Here is a 16956-nt window from a genome sequence, read left to right as displayed (position 1 = left end):
TCAAAATAATATTTTTATAAAAGCACCACAATATGTGGTGCTTTTTTTTGATTGATATCTTATAAGTTCTTTCTTAAATGTTCCATTGCCTGAATGATCACTTCATCTTTTTTAATGAAGCTAAATCTAAGGTAATCAGAGTTTTGTCTCGAGTTGTAAAATGCTGAAAGAGGAAGGCATGCCACTTTTTTTTCAATGGTTAACCATCTTGAGAATTCTACATCGGACATGGTTGAAGAAACTTTTCTGAAATTAACGATCTGAAAAACGCTACCCTCAGATTTATGCTCAACTTCTAATGGAGTGTTCTTAACCAGTTCATTAAAAAGATCCCTTTTTCCCTGTATTAGAATTCTATTTTCGGATGGGTCAAATACTTCTAAATACTTTGCTATGGCATATTGGGCTGGTGCATTGGCACTATAAGAAATATATTGTTGATGACATCTGAATTTAGAGGTTAAATCAGGAGTTGCCAACATGTAGCTGACTTTCCATCCGGAGGTATGAAACATTTTACCAAATGAAAAAATGCAGAATGTTCTTTTCATCAGCTCCGGATGAATAAAAGAACTGTAATGCTCTTTATCGTCGTAACAATAGGTGTCATAAATTTCTTCGGAAATTAAATATATTTCCTGATGTTTGATCATATCATATAGTTGATCCCATTCAGTTTGAGACCATATTTTTCCTGTTGGATTCTGCGGAGAATTAACAATAATCGCCTTAGTTTTTTCAGATAAACAATTTTGAAGTTTATCCCAATTTATCGTGAAATCATTGTCAAGATCATAATAAACAGGAATGCCGCCATTAAGGACTACTGATGGGCCATAAGTGTAATAAGAAGGTTGGATGATAATAACTTCATCCCCTTGATTTAAAATGCATTGTAGGGAGGTATGTAAAGCAAAAGTTGCACATGGTACGATCGTGATCTCTTCTTTTTTTAAATGAATAGAGTTTTTACGGTTAAAATTAAACTTTATGATGGATTCTATAAGTAAAGGATTACCGGCAAGTGGCTCATATTGATGGTAATTAAGCTCTGCAGATTCTTTAAGATAGTATCTTAATCGGGGATCAATATCAAAATCAGGAAGCCCTAATGACAAGTCAAAACTGTTGTTTTTTGAGGCCAATTCAGACATATCCGTAAAAAATGAATAATGATTAAATCCGAAAATATTTTCCATTTATTGTGCATTTAAATCAAATATAAGGAAAAATGCAATTTGTTATAGATTAAATAAATTTTGTTACTTTTAAGAAAATTATATTATAATGAAAAAGATACTTATTCCTCTTTTTACTGTTGTGATACTATCAAGTTGTGAAACGGCTAAGGTTACTACTAATGGGCAACCTTCTTCAAAAGTATTATCAAAATCTGAAAAAGCATTTCAGTCTGCATATCAGGAAATTAAGATTGATGATCTAAAGAAAAATCTATATGTAATTGCTTCAGATGAAATGGAGGGCAGAGATACAGGAAGCCCGGGACAGAAAAAAGCGGGAGAGTATATGGTTAATTTTTATAAAGAGCATGGAATTTCTTTTCCTAAAACCTTAGGGTCTTATTATCAGAAAGTTCCGGCTTCTTTCATGCAACAAAGAGGAGGAAGGAATCTTCCGGATTCAGAGAATATCCTAGCGTTTATTGAAGGTTCAGAAAAGCCCGAAGAAATTGTGGTTATTTCCGGACATTATGACCATGTAGGTACAAAAAATGGAGTCGTATATAATGGAGCAGATGATGATGGTAGTGGAACCGTAGCTGTTATGGAAATTGCTAAGGCTTTTCAAAGTGCTAAAAAAGCAGGTAATGGCCCTAAAAGATCAATTTTATTTCTACATGTAACCGGGGAGGAGCATGGATTATTTGGCTCGGAGTATTATACAGATAACCCTGTTTTTCCACTTGCTCATACAGTCGTAGATCTTAATATTGATATGATTGGAAGAGATGATCCGGAAAACAGAGGAAAAAATTATGTCTATGTTATAGGTTCAGAGATGTTAAGCTCACAACTGAAAGTGATCAACGAGGCTGCTAATAAAAAAACCAATAATCTGGAACTAAACTACAAATATGATGATCCTAATGATCCGGATAGATTGTATTACAGATCAGATCATTATAATTTTGCAAAGAACAATATACCAGTAGCCTTTTTCTTTGACGGAATCCATGAAGATTACCATAAACCAACTGATGATGTAGAAAAGATTGATTTTAGCTTGCTACAGAAAAGAGCTCAATTGGTATTTGCTACTGCTTGGGAAATTGCAAACAGAACAGAAAGAATTGCGGTTGATAAATAATAAATTGTTATTATATAAGTTTAAAATATTTACATCGTTTACTTTAAACATTCATGTGTAAATATTTATAATATAATTGATTATATATTTTAATTAAAGTATTAAATTAATAATGAATATTAGAGAAGCAAAGAAAAGTGATATTCAGGAAATGCAGGTGATTAGAAACTCTGTTAAAGAAAATATTCTATCTGATCCTAATCTTGTTTCGGATAATGATTACAAAGAATTTCTATTTGAAAGAGGTAAAGGCTGGGTCTGCGAAATTGGTAATCAGATGGTAGGCTTTTCAATCGTTGATCTGAAAGAAAATAATATTTGGGCATTATTTGTTCATCCCAATTTTGAGAACATGGGAATCGGACGGGAACTTCAAAATATTATGCTGGACTGGTATTTTGAACAAACCGATAAAAGTGTCTGGTTAGGTACTGCATTTAAAACTAGAGCAGAAGGGTTTTATGAAAAATTTGGCTGGCAGAATATAGGAATGCATGGAACTAAGGAAACTAAATTTGAGATGACTTATAATAACTGGAAAAAAGAAAAACAATGAAATCACCCGTAAAATCTATTCGCCCATTTGTCGGGGCTAAAAACTTTGCTGTCAGTAGAGCATTTTATACCGATCTGGGATTTGAAGAAATTGTTTTAGAAACCAAGTTGTCTCTGTTCAAAAAAGGGGATATTGCTTTTTACCTTCAGGACGCCTATGTAAAAGACTGGATTGATAATACCATGATCTTTGTTGAAGTTGACAATGTGGAAGACTACTGGAAAGAACTGGTATTTCTAAATCTAACAGAAAAATATACAGATGCAAAGCTGGTGCCTATCAGGACTATGGATTGGGGAAAAGAATGTTTCGTGCATGATCCCTCTGGTATTTTATGGCATTTTGGAGAATTTTTCACTCAGTAATTGAATATGATTTACGCTTTTGATACGTATTACTATGAAGAATATGCCAATACAATTTGCCTTGCATTTAAAGATTGGGAAGATGCTGAAGAAACGATAATTTACAGTGGAAAAACAAATATTACGTCTGACTATGAAAGTGGAGCTTTCTACAAAAGGGAACTTCCATGCATATTGAGTCTATTGTTACAAATAGATCTTAAAGAAGGCGATATTCTTTTGGTGGACGGTTATGTAACTTTAAATGATGAAGGAAAAATAGGGCTAGGTGGTTATTTACACCAAACCTTAGAAGAAAAATATCCTGTAGTTGGAATTGCAAAAAATGAGTTTTCAACTCCAGATTCTCAAAGGAGAAAAATCTATAGGGGTGAGAGTAAGACACCATTATTTCTTACATCAAAAGGAATGGATGTGGATCTTTTAAAAACCAAAATAGAACAAATGCATGGATCGTACAGAATACCAACATTACTTAAAAAATTAGATCAATTAACAAGGATTGAATAATCCTATCTATTTCTAAGAAATCGGTGATTGTAATTATTCATCTGATTTTTATGATATCAGCATATTACAAAAGAATAGGAAACAGAAATAAAGTTCTGCTTCCTATTCTTTATTTAGATAAACGATTGATTGCTAAATGATTAATATGGAATGCTGCCTTTTCGCAGTTTGAGAACAATATTTTGTATTCCCGGTAGAAATATTAAAATAACGATTACAACCAGTAATCCAACCAGCATCACATCATAATAATCTTTCGTTGAATGTATCAATATCTGTTCTTTTATAAAGTAGTTCAGATAGGCATTTGAAGCTCCTTTTGAAGTGTATATATCATTACCTGCATTCAAATAGGCCTGTTGTATATTTTTTAAAGTGAGTGATAGCTGAGGATTGATTTCTGTTATTGATTCTCGGACTTTATCGTTTGCTTCAGATCTGGTGTATAATTGCGTGTAATTGTTTACAGCCATACTGGTGCTAAATCCTAAGAACCGTGCAAATATACCAACCATGGATGCATTGAAAGCAACTTTAGGAGGTGCAGAGGAAGCCATAAAAGACACAATGGGAACAAATAATACCCCCGTAGAAACTCCATAGATAAACAACGGAAGAATAAAATCTTTAGTTTCACCTGTTGAAGATACAAAATGTAGCATGTAAAAATAATAACAAGCCATAATGATAAACCCTGTTATAATAATCCTTATTAAGGAAACTCCCATTAAGATAAAACGGGCTGTAACAAACATACTTACGGCTGTACCCAGGATTACAGCTAGCCAAATAGGGATGATATGAAGCGGATCGGTTCCCAGTACGACCTCTATATACCCGTATGTAAGTCCGGTTGTTCCCTTAAATATGTAAAAAACAAAAAGTAATAATAAGCCTTTTATAAAGTTTTTAGCTTTAAAAATCTGTAAATTAATTATTGGATGTCTCAACCTTTTTTCTCTGGCAATGAAAAGAAATAACAGAATAATAAAGAATATGGTCAAAAGAACAATAAGCGTACTATCAAACCAATTGAGTTGCTGACCATATATCAAAATATATCCAGCAACAGAAGAAAAAGTAAGGTAGTATAAATATCCGATCCAGTCCACTTTGTAGAGGGGCATCTTTTTATGAAACCTGGCTTTTGAATTCATTGTTATTAAAATCACAAATAACAAAGCAACCAGCATCACGATCAATCCGAAAAATAACCAGTTAAAGTCTGATACATCAAGTAGAACACTACTGTAAATTGCATAAACAGGCACTGCTATTTGTATGGCTCCATAGAAAATACTATAACCTATTACTCTTGCTCTTGTAGACTGCAAACGGGAGAATACCATATTGAGGACGATGCTGCAAATGAGGGCACAGGCAATTCCCTGAACGAGTCCGCAGATCAGAAAAACACCCCAGTTTTTAGAATAAAAGCATATTAATGAACTCACTGAATTTAAAGTAAGTCCTATAATCAGATACTTTCGGGGGGCAAAATATTTGGTGATACGAAAATCCAGAGCTAAAAATGTTACAGCTGATGCATAGGTTAGTACCATGGCATATTGTACATCAGAAGGTTGAACTCCGTAATAACCTGCCATGCTCATGGGTCTTCCATATAAGGCAAAATTGAAGAGCGAAGTCATCAATACTGCAAAAATTACGCTTCTGGCCAGCCATTCGGGTATCCAACTTTTAAATATAGGTATGTTGTGGGCTTGCATTGGATCTAATCTTTATTGATGTACACATTAGCATTCATTCCTGCTGACAGGTTAGCAAGTTTTTCTTTACTTTCTGTAAGTTTAATTCTCACCGGAATTCGTTGTATAACTTTGACAAAATTTCCTGTTGCATTATCTGGTGGCAGAAGCGAATAGCGTGAGCCTGTTGTAGGAGAAAGAGATTCTATGGTGCCTGAGAATGTTTCATCAGGAAAGGCGTCTACTTCTATATTTACTTTTTGCCCAATCCTGAATGTTTTGATTTGAGTCTCTTTAAAATTGGCTGTCACCCATTTCTCCTGTGATTTGTTTACAAGAAAAGCCAGAGTTTGTCCAGGCTGGATCAATTGCCCCTCCTGAATGGTTTTTTTGCCTATCTTACCGTCAAATGGTGCGGTGATCACCGTATATCGTATATCAAGATCCTGTCTTTCTATTGATGCTTCTTTTACTTTTATTTCCGCATTGATGGCTAAACGCTGTGCTTTAATATCATTAAGTTTTGATTCTGCTGCACGAAGTGCTGCAAGTGTTTCATCATAGTCGGATCTATTAGTGAGTAACGAGGTATGCACATTGTCAAATTTTTGTTGGGTAGTTGATTCATCAGCCAGAAGGTTCTTATAGCGGTCGTACTCTTTTTGCTGCTGATCCAGTTTGGCTTTAATTCCCAGAATATGAGCTTTGATGACATCTATATTTCTACTCTGGGTTTCTTCACTTGCGCTTAAGATTGGAAGTTTGGCTTGGGATGTAGCTAATTCGGCTAAAGCTGTTTCTTTTTTTAAATCATATTCATCCCGCTCAATAAGCACAAGAGTATCTCCTTTATGAACCTCCTGATTGTCCTGATAATAAATCTTGCTGATATATCCACCCACTTTCACATTTACAGGTGATAAATAAGCTTCTATCTGTGCATCATTGGTTTGTTCACACCAATATCCTTTCCAGAAGTGAAGCACTGTCCAAATGATAATTGCAATTAATAATAATATTCCTAACCATTGTGTTGCTGCCACTACAATGTGATCTGTTTTATTTTTATTCATAATTTTATTTTAAAGTATTCCTGTGATAATCAATAGTTTTATATGACTTAGTCTTAAATTTACCTGTGCAGATGTAAGATTGAATTTTGCCTGTAGTAAAATATTTTCAGCATCTAAAAGATCTGTCAGAAGAGACTGCTGATTGAGATAACTATTTCGTATTACCCTTACACTTTCTGTACTTTGCCTGATGGTAAGTTCTGCTGTTTCTACGCTTTCGCTGGCTTGCTGTCTTTCGAGAAAAGCTTCTTTGACTTTAATTGATATTTCATCCCGCTTCATATCATTTTTCTCAATTTCCTGCTTATTCAAATTATATGCGTGAGCTACAGAATGTTTACTCTTGTAAAGATTATCAATAGAGTAGGTCATTTTTAATCCTATTTGTCCAAACCCCCAGATATCGTTGGAATATGGATAGAATGAAATTTGGGGGTAGGTATAGTTATATCTGGAGTATAAAGAAACTTTGGGTAATAGGTTTGCTTTTATCTGTTTAATATTAAGCTCACTTAATGTAAGATTACTGTTAACGATCTTAAGATCAGGTGAGTTGTTGAGTGCCACCACAAGATAATCTTCATAGTTTGATCCTTGTAGATCGCTAGGTTCTAAAATATCTTCTGAAGAAATTTCCAATGGTTCTGCGCTTCCTCTTCCCATCAGGATGTTGATGCGTTGTTTGGTAAGATTAATTTTCTTTTTTACATCAGAATAACTAAGCTCCAATTGTGACAGTTTAACAGAAATCCTTAATACATCACTTTTCAGTACAATACCATTTCGATTAAGACTTTCGATGGTAGAAAGCTGCTTTTTTTCTGTTGAAATCTCTGTTGAAATCAAGGATTCAAATTCCTGGAATTTGTATAGATCATAGTAAGAAGCGGCAATCATGTATTTAACATTATCTTTCTGTAGTTCAAACTCATACTGTTTACGTGTTTTCTCTTCTTTTTTGATTTCAATATTTCTTTTTTCCTTTCCTCCGTTATAAAGATTATAGTCTATATTGTAGCCCAATCCGTAGCCATAATCTTTTATTGGAACACTTTGAGGTGAAGAAAACAATCCGTTTTCATAAAGAAGAAACTTAGAGTTGATACGAAAGTCTCCTACCACTGATAATTCCGGTAACAATTTATCCTTTGCTTCTAAAATACCAATTTCACTTTCTTCATTACTCAGGCTGGCAAGCTTCAGCTGTTTATTTTGTGACTCGGATATATTCCAGATTTCATTCAGCGTTAATGTAGGTGGGTTGTACTGTGTTTGTGCCTTTATACCTACTGAAATTACAAGGTATAGAAGTATGATATATCTTTTCATTTTTAAGATTACAATTTTATACAGGCAAAATTATTGCGTAATAAAATGAGTCTTTTTATAATATTAGCCTTATTTTTGTTTATTCTGGCCAAGGAGTTTTGGCTTATCACTTTATTGATAGGTTATTATCAAGGATCGCGGTTTTGTAATTATTAAGCAATTCATACCCATGAATAACATAAAAGAAGTAAGAGAAAAAGTTGATGCCCATCCTGCATCGATATTGGTAATCAGGCAGCAGTGGGAGCAGAGGCTTCCTATGCACAGACATCAGAAAGGGCAGCTATTATTGGTTATTGGTGGGATGGCAAAATTAAGGACCAAAGAAAAGGATCTTTATATTCCACTCAATCACTATATCTGGATGCCGAAAATGTATTCGCATAATTTGATGTTCAATTCTAAAGATCTTGATATCATCAATATTTATTTTCCGGAAGAAGAAAAGTTCAAGCACCCATTTTATGATGATCTGGGGATATATCCGGTTAGTAATTTACTTTCTGAGCTTTTAAATTTTGGACAACATTGGAATGGTGATTTCTTTCCCGATTCGTGGGAATATGAGTTTCTACTGACAATGAAACATCTGCTTCCTAAAGAGAATTTAAAAAAATTTACGATACAGCTCCCCACCACCAATGATGAGCGTCTCACTGAGATAATTAAATTTATTAAGAACAATCTGGAAAATCCACTGACATTAGAAGAGGTAGCTCATCAATTTGGGTTTAGTGTAAGAAGTCTGACACGCGCTTTTACTGGCAAACTTGGAATTTCGTTCATTCAGTATGTAAAAATGTTGCGGATTATCCGTGCAATGGAACTGCTTAAAGACACCAATTTGACTATGAGTGAGATTGCTTATGAAATCGGTTATTCTAACATCTCTGCATTTAGCAATACATTTCAACAATTAACGAATATGAGGCCTACAGAGTTTAAATCCATGCTCTAAACGATACTAAATAATCTAACTTAGAATGATATTTCAGGCCTTTACTGATTGTAAATACGGTTAAGCATTTTGCTTTTTATTGAGATTTAATTAAAAAAAAGATAAAATATTTTTTTAATTGAAAAAAGTTTATACATTTGTCAGATCAAAAAATAGAAATGAATAGAACATTCAACAATATTATTACTATCGTTATTGTCATTATCGGATTCCGGTGATGAGCGATGGTATTGTTGAAACTCTATAAAAATATTAGAAAGCCATCCTCATCCGGATGGCTTTTTTTATGCCCAAATTTTAAAATTAATCTAAAAACAGAAATATGTATTACAACGAAAAAATGACAGTCAACAGCATTGGACAATTTGTGAAATCTTCCTTTGAATGTTCAAATACAAAAGGATTGCCGATTTTATAATTGCAGATATGAAGTCTTTCTATAATTCTGCTATTGTAGAATTAGCTAGTTTAAATATTTGATTATTAGTGTTTTATATTTGTTTTTTCATTATTTGAATATTGTAGTTTTAAATAAAATATGAAAGATAGAAAATATACAAGCCTTAGTTTTGAATCAAAATTAGAAAGAACTTCATGTATTGCTTTTGGAATCGGGATAGGTTAAATAAATTTTGCTGATCAATATTTAGCCTCAACCGATAAGAATAGCTTTTTTTATGTCTAAACTTAAAAATAATTTAAAAAATAAATATGTATTACAACGAGAAAACGATGCTTTATTATGACGGAAAGTTCCAGGAAGCTTCTACAGCTTCAACGGGTCTTTACGGACAATCACTTCATTATGGATATGCTGTATTTGAGGGAATTAAATCTTATAAGACAAAGAACGGGACGAAAATTTTTAAAGCAAAAGAACATTATGATCGTTTGAAAAGATCAGCTGAACTGATGATGATCCCTTTCGAATATTCCACTGAGGAGATGATTGATTTGACGTATAAGCTTTTAGAAATGAATAATTTAAGTAATGCATACATCAGACCGTTAATAATCTGCTCCCCTAACATGAGCTTATCAAAAGGAAACAAAAGTTCTTTAGTGATAGAAGCCTGGAGCTGGGATAATGGATATCTATCCGATCACGCAAGAATTATGACTTCATCTTTTGAACGCCCTAATCCTAAGGCTTTTAAAATAGAAGCGAAAGCAAGCGGACATTATGTAAATTCTATTCTTGCTTCTCAGGAAGCTAAAGATAAGGGATTTGATGAAGCTATGCTTTTAGATGGAAATGGGAACGTAGCTGAAAGTTCAGGGGCAAATATTTTTTACGAGAAAGATTCAAAATTATATACTCCGGCAAAAGGAAGTATTCTGCCGGGGATCACGAGATCTACGGTATTTGAGATATGCGATCAGTTAGGGATATATTATGAGGAGAAATTCTTTAAACCTGAAGAAATGGAAGGAGCAGATGCCGGATTCTTCTGTGGAACTGCGGCGGAAGTAGTGGCACTAGAGTCCTTGAATAATATTCCATTTCAATTAAAATGGGAAAATAGTGTGTCTGCAATGATTCAAAAGGCGTACAGGCACTTGGTTCTTGATGAAGATTATACCTATTTAAAACAGGAACAGTATGTGTGAAACGCTTAATAAATATTCCAGAGTTCTTACCCAGGATCCTACGCAACCGGCTACTCAGGCTATGTTTTATGGTATAGGTTTTAAAAAGGAAGATTTTGAAAAAGCTCAGATAGGAGTAGCAAGTATGGGTTATGATGGTAACACCTGTAATATGCATCTAAACGGACTTGCTGAGCTGGTTAAAAAAGGGGTCAACGAACAAAACCTTGTAGGATTGATGTTCCATACCATTGGAATCAGTGATGGAATGACGAATGGCACAGATGGAATGCGTTATTCCCTTGTAAGCAGGGATATCATCGCTGATAGTATTGAAACAGTATGTGCAGGACAATATTATGACGGATTGATCACCGTGCCCGGATGTGATAAAAATATGCCGGGATCTCTGATGGCAATGGCAAGATTAAACAGACCGTCTATTATGGTGTATGGCGGAAGTATAGAAGCCGGACATTATAAAGGGAATGATCTTAACATTGTTTCTGCCTTTGAAGCCCTGGGAAATAAAATAGCAGGAAAACTTTCTGACGAAGATTACGACGGAATTATCAAAAATTCCTGTCCTAGTGCTGGTGCTTGTGGCGGAATGTACACTGCCAATACAATGGCTTCTGCTATTGAAGCATTAGGGATGAGCCTCCCTTATTCATCTTCTTATCCGGCATTAAGTAAGGAGAAAAAAGAAGAATGTGAGTTTGCGGGACATTATGTAAGAATATTATTGGAAAAAGATATCAAACCTTCAGATATCATGACTCCTAAAGCCTTCGAAAATGCATTAAGGATCATTATGGTTCTGGGGGGAAGTACCAATGCCGTTCTCCATTTTATTGCCATAGCAAAAAGTATCGGACATAATTTAGGCCTTGATGATTTTCAGAAAATAAGTGATACGACGCCCTTATTAGCCGATTTGAAACCGAGTGGAAAATATCTGATGAAAGACCTTCATCAGGTAGGCGGAGTACCGGCAGTAATGAAATATCTCTTGGACCTTGGTCTTCTTCATGGAGACTGTCTTACGGTAACCGGAAAAACGATCGCTGAAAACCTTAGAAATGTCACATCGATTATTGAGCGTGAGCAGGATATTATACGTGATATCAATAATCCTATCAAAAAAACTGGTCATATCCGGATCATGTACGGCAACCTTGCTGAAAGAGGATGTGTTGCTAAAATTACCGGAAAGGAAGGGGATTTCTTTAAGGGAAAAGCAAGGGTTTTTGATGGTGAGAAAGAATTTATCAAAGGTATTGAAGATAAAATAATACAGGAAGGTGATGTGATCGTCATCAAGAATGAAGGTCCGAAAGGAGCGCCCGGAATGCCGGAAATGCTAAAACCAACTTCTGCATTAATGGGTTCTGGATTAGGAAAGAACGTAGCCTTAATTACTGATGGACGCTTTTCAGGGGGAACGCATGGTTTTGTAGTAGGGCATATTACTCCTGAAGCCTTTGAAGGCGGTTTAATTGGTTTGGTAAAAGATAATGATATCATCGAGCTTGATGCCGTGAAAAATACCATTAACCTTGTGATATCAGACAAAGAATTACAGGAAAGAAAATCCAGTTTTAAACAACCGGATTATAAAGTAAAAACAGGTGTTCTATACAAGTATGCAAAACTGGTATCAGATGCTTCTCAAGGATGTATAACAGACTTTTAAATCAAATATAATGGAATCAACATTCAGTGCATTACAGAAAGAAAGGTCTTCTCATACGGGAAGAAAATTGAAGGGAGCAGAAGTAATTTTGGAAATTCTTAAAGCTGAAAAGGTACATACGGTCTTTGGGTATCCTGGAGGTGCCGTCATTCCAATTTATGATGCTCTTTATGATTACAAAGATGATTTACAACATATTCTGGTTAGACATGAGCAAGGAGCGATTCATGCTGCACAAGGGTTTTCAAGATCTTCTAAAAATATCGGAGTTGCTATTGCTACAAGTGGGCCCGGAGCAACCAATCTGGTAACCGGACTGGCAGATGCGATGATCGACAGTACACCCGTGGTATGCATTACGGGACAGGTTTATGCTTCTCTTTTAGGGTCTGATGCTTTTCAGGAAGTAGATGTGATCAATGTAACAGCCCCTGTTACGAAATGGAATTGCCAGGTAACTGATGCTGAGGATATTCCAAAGGTACTGGCAAAGGCATTTTATATTGCAAGATCTGGCCGTCCGGGTCCGGTATTGGTTGATATTACTAAAAATGCCCAGCTTCAGGAAATAGATTTTCAAGGATATGAGATCTGTAATTCTATACGGTCTTACCATCCAAAACCAAGAATTAAAACTGAATATATAGAACAGGCCGCTTTACTAATTAATACCGCTAAAAGACCATTCTTATTATTTGGGCAGGGTGTAATTATTGGCCAGGCGGAGGAAGAACTTAAAGAATTAATTGAGAAAACAGGAATTCCCGCAGCTTCTACAGCTTTAGGTTTAGGAGCGATTTCAACAGAACATCCTTTGTATGTAGGAATGTTGGGGATGCACGGTCATTATGCTCCCAATAAATTAACCAATGATTGTGATGTCATCATTGCGGTAGGAATGCGTTTTGACGACCGCGTTACCGGAAAACTGGATCAATATGCAAAACAGGCAAAAGTGGTTCATCTTGATATTGATCTTGCAGAAATTGATAAAAATGTGAAAGCTGATGTTCCTGTTTTAGGAAACTGTAAAGAAACTCTTCCTTTATTAACTCAGATTCTTGATGAGAATTCCCACGATGAATGGCTGAATCAGTTTAAAGAACTTAGAAATGAGGAAAATGAAGAAGTCGTAAAAAAGGAGCTGAATCCAACAACAGAGGAGCTTACGATGGGTGAGGTGTTAAAATATCTGAATCAGTTGACCGATGGAGAATATATTATCTGCACAGATGTAGGCCAGCATCAAATGATCTCTTGCCGTTACGCAGAATTTAAGACATCCAAAAGAAATGTTACTTCTGGTGGATTAGGGACAATGGGATTTGGTCTGCCAGCTGCAGTAGGTGCAAAAATGGCCAATCCGGATAAACATGTGATCTGTATTGCCGGTGATGGAGGCTTTCAGATGAATATTCAGGAGCTCGGTACTATTGCACAATTTGGAATAGGTGTAAAAATGATCATTCTTAACAATTCTTTTCTAGGCATGGTGCGTCAGTGGCAGGAGCTTTTTCACGACAAGAGGTATTCATTCGTAGATATTACAAGTCCTGATTTCTCTGCTGTTGCAGAAGCTTATGGTATTAAAGGAAAGCAGGTAAAAGAAAGAGCTTTTTTAAAATTATCATTAGAAGAAATGCTTAATACCGACGGAGCTTATCTGCTAGAAATAAAAGTAGGAAAAGAAAACAATGTTTTTCCTATGGTTCCACAGGGCTGCAGTGTAAGTGAGATCCGTTTAAAATAAAAACAAATGCAATGAATAAACAGGAATATACAATAAGTGTTTTCACCGAAAACCAGGTTGGATTGCTTACCAAAATAGCAATGGTTTTTTCCAGAAGAGGAATCAATATCGAAAGCTTAAATGTTTCTCCAACAGAGATTGAAGGGATCTCAAGATTTACAATTGTGGTAGAAGTTTCGCAAGAGACTGTAAGAAAGGTATCAAGACAGATTCAGAAGCTTGTTGAAGTCATTAAAGTATACTACAATACCAATGATGAAATTGTATGGCAGGAACTGGCTCTTTTCAAAATAGAAACGAATGTGGTCTCTGAGAAGTTTTATGTTGAAAGGATCTTAAGACAATATGGAGCTACCATTGTAAGTGTAAGAAATGATTATACGGTTTTCACCATTGTAGGGCATCACGAAGAGATAGATCGTTTTCTTGAAATTTTAGAGCCACACGGTCTTATAGAATTTATCAGAAGCGGAAGGGTAGCGGTCATCAAATCAAATGAGGGTTTTCACAAAAAGCTTAGTGTCCTTGAAAAAATGGCCTATCAGTAAAAAATAAATAAAATAAAAACAAACACAAATTAAAATATATAAATGATCTGAAAAGGTCTAAAAAAATAACAATTAAATATAAAATTATGGCAGTAATTAAATTTGCAGGAGTAGAGGAAAATGTAGTAACAAGAGAAGAATTTCCAATTGAAAAAGCTCAGGAAGTATTAAGAGATGAAACGGTAGCGGTTTTAGGATATGGTATTCAGGGACCTGGTCAGGCTCTAAACCTTCAGGATAATGGGATCAATGTAATTGTTGGGCAGCGTAAAAATTCTAAAAGCTGGGATAAAGCTGTACAAGATGGATTTATTCCTGGAGAAACTTTATTTGAATTGGAAGAAGCGGCTCAGAGAGGAACGATTCTTTGCTACCTTTTGAGTGATGCGGCACAGATCGAATTTTGGCCAACTTTGGAAAAACATCTTACCCCTGGAAAGACTTTATATTTCTCTCACGGATTTGGAATTACCTACAATCATCAGACACAAATTGTTCCACCTAAAGATGTAGATGTGGTTTTGGTAGCACCGAAAGGTTCTGGAACATCTCTAAGAAGACTTTTTGTGGAAGGTAAAGGACTAAACAGCAGTTATGCAATCCATCAGGATTCAACCGGTAAAGCAAAAGATAAAGTAACAGCGTTGGGTATTGCTGTGGGTAGCGGATATCTGTTTGAAACCAATTTTAAAAAAGAAGTATACAGTGATCTTGTAGGAGAGAGAGGTTCCCTAATGGGAGCTATACAGGGATTATTTGCTGCACAGTTCGAGGTATTAAGAGCCCAGGGACATTCCCCTTCAGAAGCATTTAATGAAACTGTGGAAGAATTAACCCAATCTTTAATGCCGTTAGTTGCTGAAAATGGAATGGATTGGATGTATGCCAACTGCTCTACAACAGCACAGAGAGGGGCTTTAGATTGGTGGAAGAAGTTTTATGATGCTACAAAACCTGTATTTGAAGAACTGTATCAGAGTGTGAAGGAAGGAAATGAATCACAAAAGTCTATCTCAAGCAACAGCAAGGAAAACTACAGAGAAGGTCTGAATAAAGAACTTGAAGAGTTAAGAAACAGCGAATTATGGCAGGCAGGTAAAGTCGTAAGGTCTTTACGTCCTGATAGAGAACTCGAATATGAAAAGTAAAACCATCAGTTTCCCTTCACTGCATGCCATAAAAGAGGCCCGGAAAACACTAGAGAATATTGTTAATACAACGCCTCTGCAGAAAAGTTTCAGGCTTTCAAAACAAATTGAAGCTGATATTTTTCTGAAAAGAGAAGATATGCAGCCAGTCCGTTCCTATAAGATAAGAGGAGCTTACAATAAAATCTATAGCCTTTATAAAGATCATAAAGTTGGAAATGGAATTGTTTGTGCCAGTGCAGGAAATCATGCTCAGGGTGTTGCTTTCGCTTGTCGGAAACTGAAAATTGAGGGAACTATTTTCATGCCTGTTACCACTCCAAAACAAAAACTGGAACAGGTAGCTATGTTTGGAGAAAAATATGTCGATATCAAATTGATCGGTGATACTTTTGATGATTCCAAAAAAGCCGCAATAGAGTATAGTGAAAGTTTTAAAGTTGAATTTATACATCCTTTTGATGATGTTGAGATCATTGAAGGGCAAGCTACTTTGGCGATGGAGATTCTGGAACAGGCAGAACATAAGATCGATTTTGTATTTGTCCCTTTAGGAGGAGGTGGACTGGCTGCTGGAGTAGTTACTGTTTTTTCAGTTCTATCACCTGAAACCAAAATTATTGTTGTAGAACCCAAAGGGGCAGCTTCAATGAAAGCTTCTTTAGATGCCGGAGTGAATACCGAACTTATGCATATTGATAAATTTGTGGATGGAGCTGCTGTTCAGAAAGTAGGAGACCTCAATTTTGAAATCTGTAAAGATTATATTCATGACTGTATTGCAGTTGATGAGGGGAAAGTTTGCGAAACTTTATTAGAGCTTTATAATAAAGACGCCATGGTATTGGAGCCTGCCGGTGCTTTAGCAATAGCAGCATTGGATCTTTATAAAGAAGAAATAAAAGATAAAAATGTGGTTTGCATTGTAAGCGGAAGCAACAATGATATAACAAGGACTGAAGAAATTAAGGAACGGGCGATGCTTTACAAAGGCTTGAAACATTACTTTATTGTAAAATTTCCACAGCGTCCGGGAGCTCTTAAAGAATTTGTTTTAAGTGTTTTAGGGAAGTCAGATGATATTACATTTTTTGAATATACCAAAAGGAACTCACGGGAAACAGCTTCAGCAATTGTAGGTATCGAAGTACCTTCGTTTTCTGATTTTGAAGAATTATTGAACAGAATGAAGAAAGCGGGGTATTATGAATCTTACCTCAATGATTCTCCTAATATGATGAATATTTTAATCTAAATTATCTATTTAAGTCACTTTTATAAGTGGCTTAAATTTTTTTATTGTATATAAGTGTTTTGTTATTAAATAGTTAAGGGTGTTAATGCAGTTAATTATCATAAAATAGTGATAAACTGATAAAAGTCATTAGTTTCTTAT

15 protein-coding genes are annotated in these 16956 nt (G+C 35.3%); 11 read left to right on the top strand and 4 right to left on the bottom strand.

Annotated features, from left to right (window positions below; genetic code table 11):
• Window positions 1–59: 59 nt before the first annotated feature.
• Window positions 60–1199, bottom strand: coding sequence for an aminotransferase class I/II-fold pyridoxal phosphate-dependent enzyme (locus J7E44_RS02955; RefSeq protein ID WP_214825475.1), 1140 nt, complete (start codon window positions 1197–1199; stop codon window positions 60–62).
• A gap of 88 nt (window positions 1200–1287) precedes the next feature.
• Here J7E44_RS02955 and J7E44_RS02950 point away from each other — a divergent pair, with 88 nt between their 5' ends.
• The 4 genes from J7E44_RS02950 to J7E44_RS02935 all read left to right on the top strand — a co-directional run bounded on the left by J7E44_RS02950 (window position 1288) and on the right by J7E44_RS02935 (window position 3759).
• On the top strand, window positions 1288–2328 hold the full coding sequence (locus J7E44_RS02950; protein WP_214825474.1) for a M28 family metallopeptidase: 1041 nt from the start codon (window positions 1288–1290) through the stop codon (window positions 2326–2328).
• A 112-nt stretch (window positions 2329–2440) separates the two neighbouring features.
• Window positions 2441–2884, top strand: a complete 444-nt coding sequence (locus J7E44_RS02945) for a GNAT family N-acetyltransferase (RefSeq protein ID WP_214825473.1) — start codon at window positions 2441–2443, stop codon at window positions 2882–2884.
• Window positions 2881–3249, top strand: coding sequence for a VOC family protein (locus J7E44_RS02940; protein ID WP_214825472.1), 369 nt, complete (start codon window positions 2881–2883; stop codon window positions 3247–3249). Before J7E44_RS02945 ends, J7E44_RS02940 begins: the two co-directional genes overlap by 4 nt.
• Window positions 3250–3255: 6 nt before the next feature.
• Entirely contained in the window at window positions 3256–3759 is a 504-nt protein-coding gene (locus J7E44_RS02935) for an endonuclease V (RefSeq protein ID WP_214825470.1), read from the top strand.
• A 140-nt stretch (window positions 3760–3899) separates the two neighbouring features.
• Here the strand turns inward: J7E44_RS02935 and J7E44_RS02930 are convergent, their stop codons facing one another.
• From J7E44_RS02930 to J7E44_RS02920, 3 genes are read right to left on the bottom strand one after another with little or no spacing between them, the layout of a single operon-like run.
• Entirely contained in the window at window positions 3900–5489 is a 1590-nt protein-coding gene (locus tag J7E44_RS02930) for an MFS transporter (protein WP_214825468.1), read from the bottom strand.
• Window positions 5490–5494: 5 nt separating this feature from the next.
• A complete protein-coding gene (locus tag J7E44_RS02925) occupies window positions 5495–6541 on the bottom strand; it encodes an HlyD family secretion protein (RefSeq protein ID WP_214825466.1) in 1047 nt (348 codons plus the stop codon).
• Window positions 6542–6550: 9 nt separating this feature from the next.
• Window positions 6551–7870, bottom strand: coding sequence for a TolC family protein (locus tag J7E44_RS02920; protein WP_214825463.1), 1320 nt, complete (start codon window positions 7868–7870; stop codon window positions 6551–6553).
• Window positions 7871–8039: 169 nt separating this feature from the next.
• Between J7E44_RS02920 and J7E44_RS02915 the strand changes: the two genes are divergently transcribed.
• From J7E44_RS02915 to ilvA, 7 genes are all read left to right on the top strand, one after another.
• The gene (locus tag J7E44_RS02915; protein WP_214825461.1) at window positions 8040–8828 is read left to right on the top strand and encodes a helix-turn-helix transcriptional regulator; all 789 of its coding nucleotides are present in this window, start codon (window positions 8040–8042) and stop codon (window positions 8826–8828) included.
• A gap of 711 nt (window positions 8829–9539) precedes the next feature.
• Entirely contained in the window at window positions 9540–10439 is a 900-nt protein-coding gene (ilvE, locus tag J7E44_RS02910; protein ID WP_214825459.1) for a branched-chain-amino-acid transaminase, read from the top strand.
• Window positions 10432–12114, top strand: a complete 1683-nt coding sequence (gene ilvD, locus J7E44_RS02905; RefSeq protein ID WP_214825457.1) for a dihydroxy-acid dehydratase — start codon at window positions 10432–10434, stop codon at window positions 12112–12114. Before ilvE ends, ilvD begins: the two co-directional genes overlap by 8 nt.
• Before the next feature lie 10 nt (window positions 12115–12124).
• Window positions 12125–13864: a biosynthetic-type acetolactate synthase large subunit gene (gene ilvB / locus J7E44_RS02900; protein WP_214825456.1), complete on the top strand. Its 1740-nt coding sequence runs from the start codon at window positions 12125–12127 to the stop codon at window positions 13862–13864.
• Window positions 13865–13875: 11 nt separating this feature from the next.
• Window positions 13876–14412: an acetolactate synthase small subunit gene (gene ilvN, locus J7E44_RS02895; RefSeq protein ID WP_214825455.1), complete on the top strand. Its 537-nt coding sequence runs from the start codon at window positions 13876–13878 to the stop codon at window positions 14410–14412.
• 86 nt (window positions 14413–14498) lie between these two features.
• Window positions 14499–15560, top strand: coding sequence for a ketol-acid reductoisomerase (gene ilvC / locus J7E44_RS02890; protein ID WP_214825454.1), 1062 nt, complete (start codon window positions 14499–14501; stop codon window positions 15558–15560).
• On the top strand, window positions 15550–16815 hold the full coding sequence (gene ilvA, locus J7E44_RS02885; RefSeq protein ID WP_214825453.1) for a threonine ammonia-lyase IlvA: 1266 nt from the start codon (window positions 15550–15552) through the stop codon (window positions 16813–16815). The genes ilvC and ilvA overlap by 11 nt, the downstream gene beginning before the upstream one ends.
• The last annotated feature ends 141 nt before the right edge of the window (window positions 16816–16956 follow it).

Source organism: Chryseobacterium sp. ISL-6 (genome assembly GCF_018613715.1).
Taxonomy (GTDB): Bacteria; Bacteroidota; Bacteroidia; order Flavobacteriales; family Weeksellaceae; genus Chryseobacterium; species Chryseobacterium paludis.
Note: the sequence above shows the minus strand (reverse complement) of the source record. Positions and strands in the feature narration are given on the sequence as shown.

Coding starts and splice junctions, on each gene's coding strand:
- J7E44_RS02955 (WP_214825475.1), bottom strand. CDS start 1,199: ATGGAAAATATTTTCGGATTTAATCATTATTCATTTTTTACGGATATG.
- J7E44_RS02950 (WP_214825474.1), top strand. CDS start 1,288: ATGAAAAAGATACTTATTCCTCTTTTTACTGTTGTGATACTATCAAGT.
- J7E44_RS02945 (WP_214825473.1), top strand. CDS start 2,441: ATGAATATTAGAGAAGCAAAGAAAAGTGATATTCAGGAAATGCAGGTG.
- J7E44_RS02940 (WP_214825472.1), top strand. CDS start 2,881: ATGAAATCACCCGTAAAATCTATTCGCCCATTTGTCGGGGCTAAAAAC.
- J7E44_RS02935 (WP_214825470.1), top strand. CDS start 3,256: ATGATTTACGCTTTTGATACGTATTACTATGAAGAATATGCCAATACA.
- J7E44_RS02930 (WP_214825468.1), bottom strand. CDS start 5,489: ATGCAAGCCCACAACATACCTATATTTAAAAGTTGGATACCCGAATGG.
- J7E44_RS02925 (WP_214825466.1), bottom strand. CDS start 6,541: ATGAATAAAAATAAAACAGATCACATTGTAGTGGCAGCAACACAATGG.
- J7E44_RS02920 (WP_214825463.1), bottom strand. CDS start 7,870: ATGAAAAGATATATCATACTTCTATACCTTGTAATTTCAGTAGGTATA.
- J7E44_RS02915 (WP_214825461.1), top strand. CDS start 8,040: ATGAATAACATAAAAGAAGTAAGAGAAAAAGTTGATGCCCATCCTGCA.
- ilvE (WP_214825459.1), top strand. CDS start 9,540: ATGTATTACAACGAGAAAACGATGCTTTATTATGACGGAAAGTTCCAG.
- ilvD (WP_214825457.1), top strand. CDS start 10,432: ATGTGTGAAACGCTTAATAAATATTCCAGAGTTCTTACCCAGGATCCT.
- ilvB (WP_214825456.1), top strand. CDS start 12,125: ATGGAATCAACATTCAGTGCATTACAGAAAGAAAGGTCTTCTCATACG.
- ilvN (WP_214825455.1), top strand. CDS start 13,876: ATGAATAAACAGGAATATACAATAAGTGTTTTCACCGAAAACCAGGTT.
- ilvC (WP_214825454.1), top strand. CDS start 14,499: ATGGCAGTAATTAAATTTGCAGGAGTAGAGGAAAATGTAGTAACAAGA.
- ilvA (WP_214825453.1), top strand. CDS start 15,550: ATGAAAAGTAAAACCATCAGTTTCCCTTCACTGCATGCCATAAAAGAG.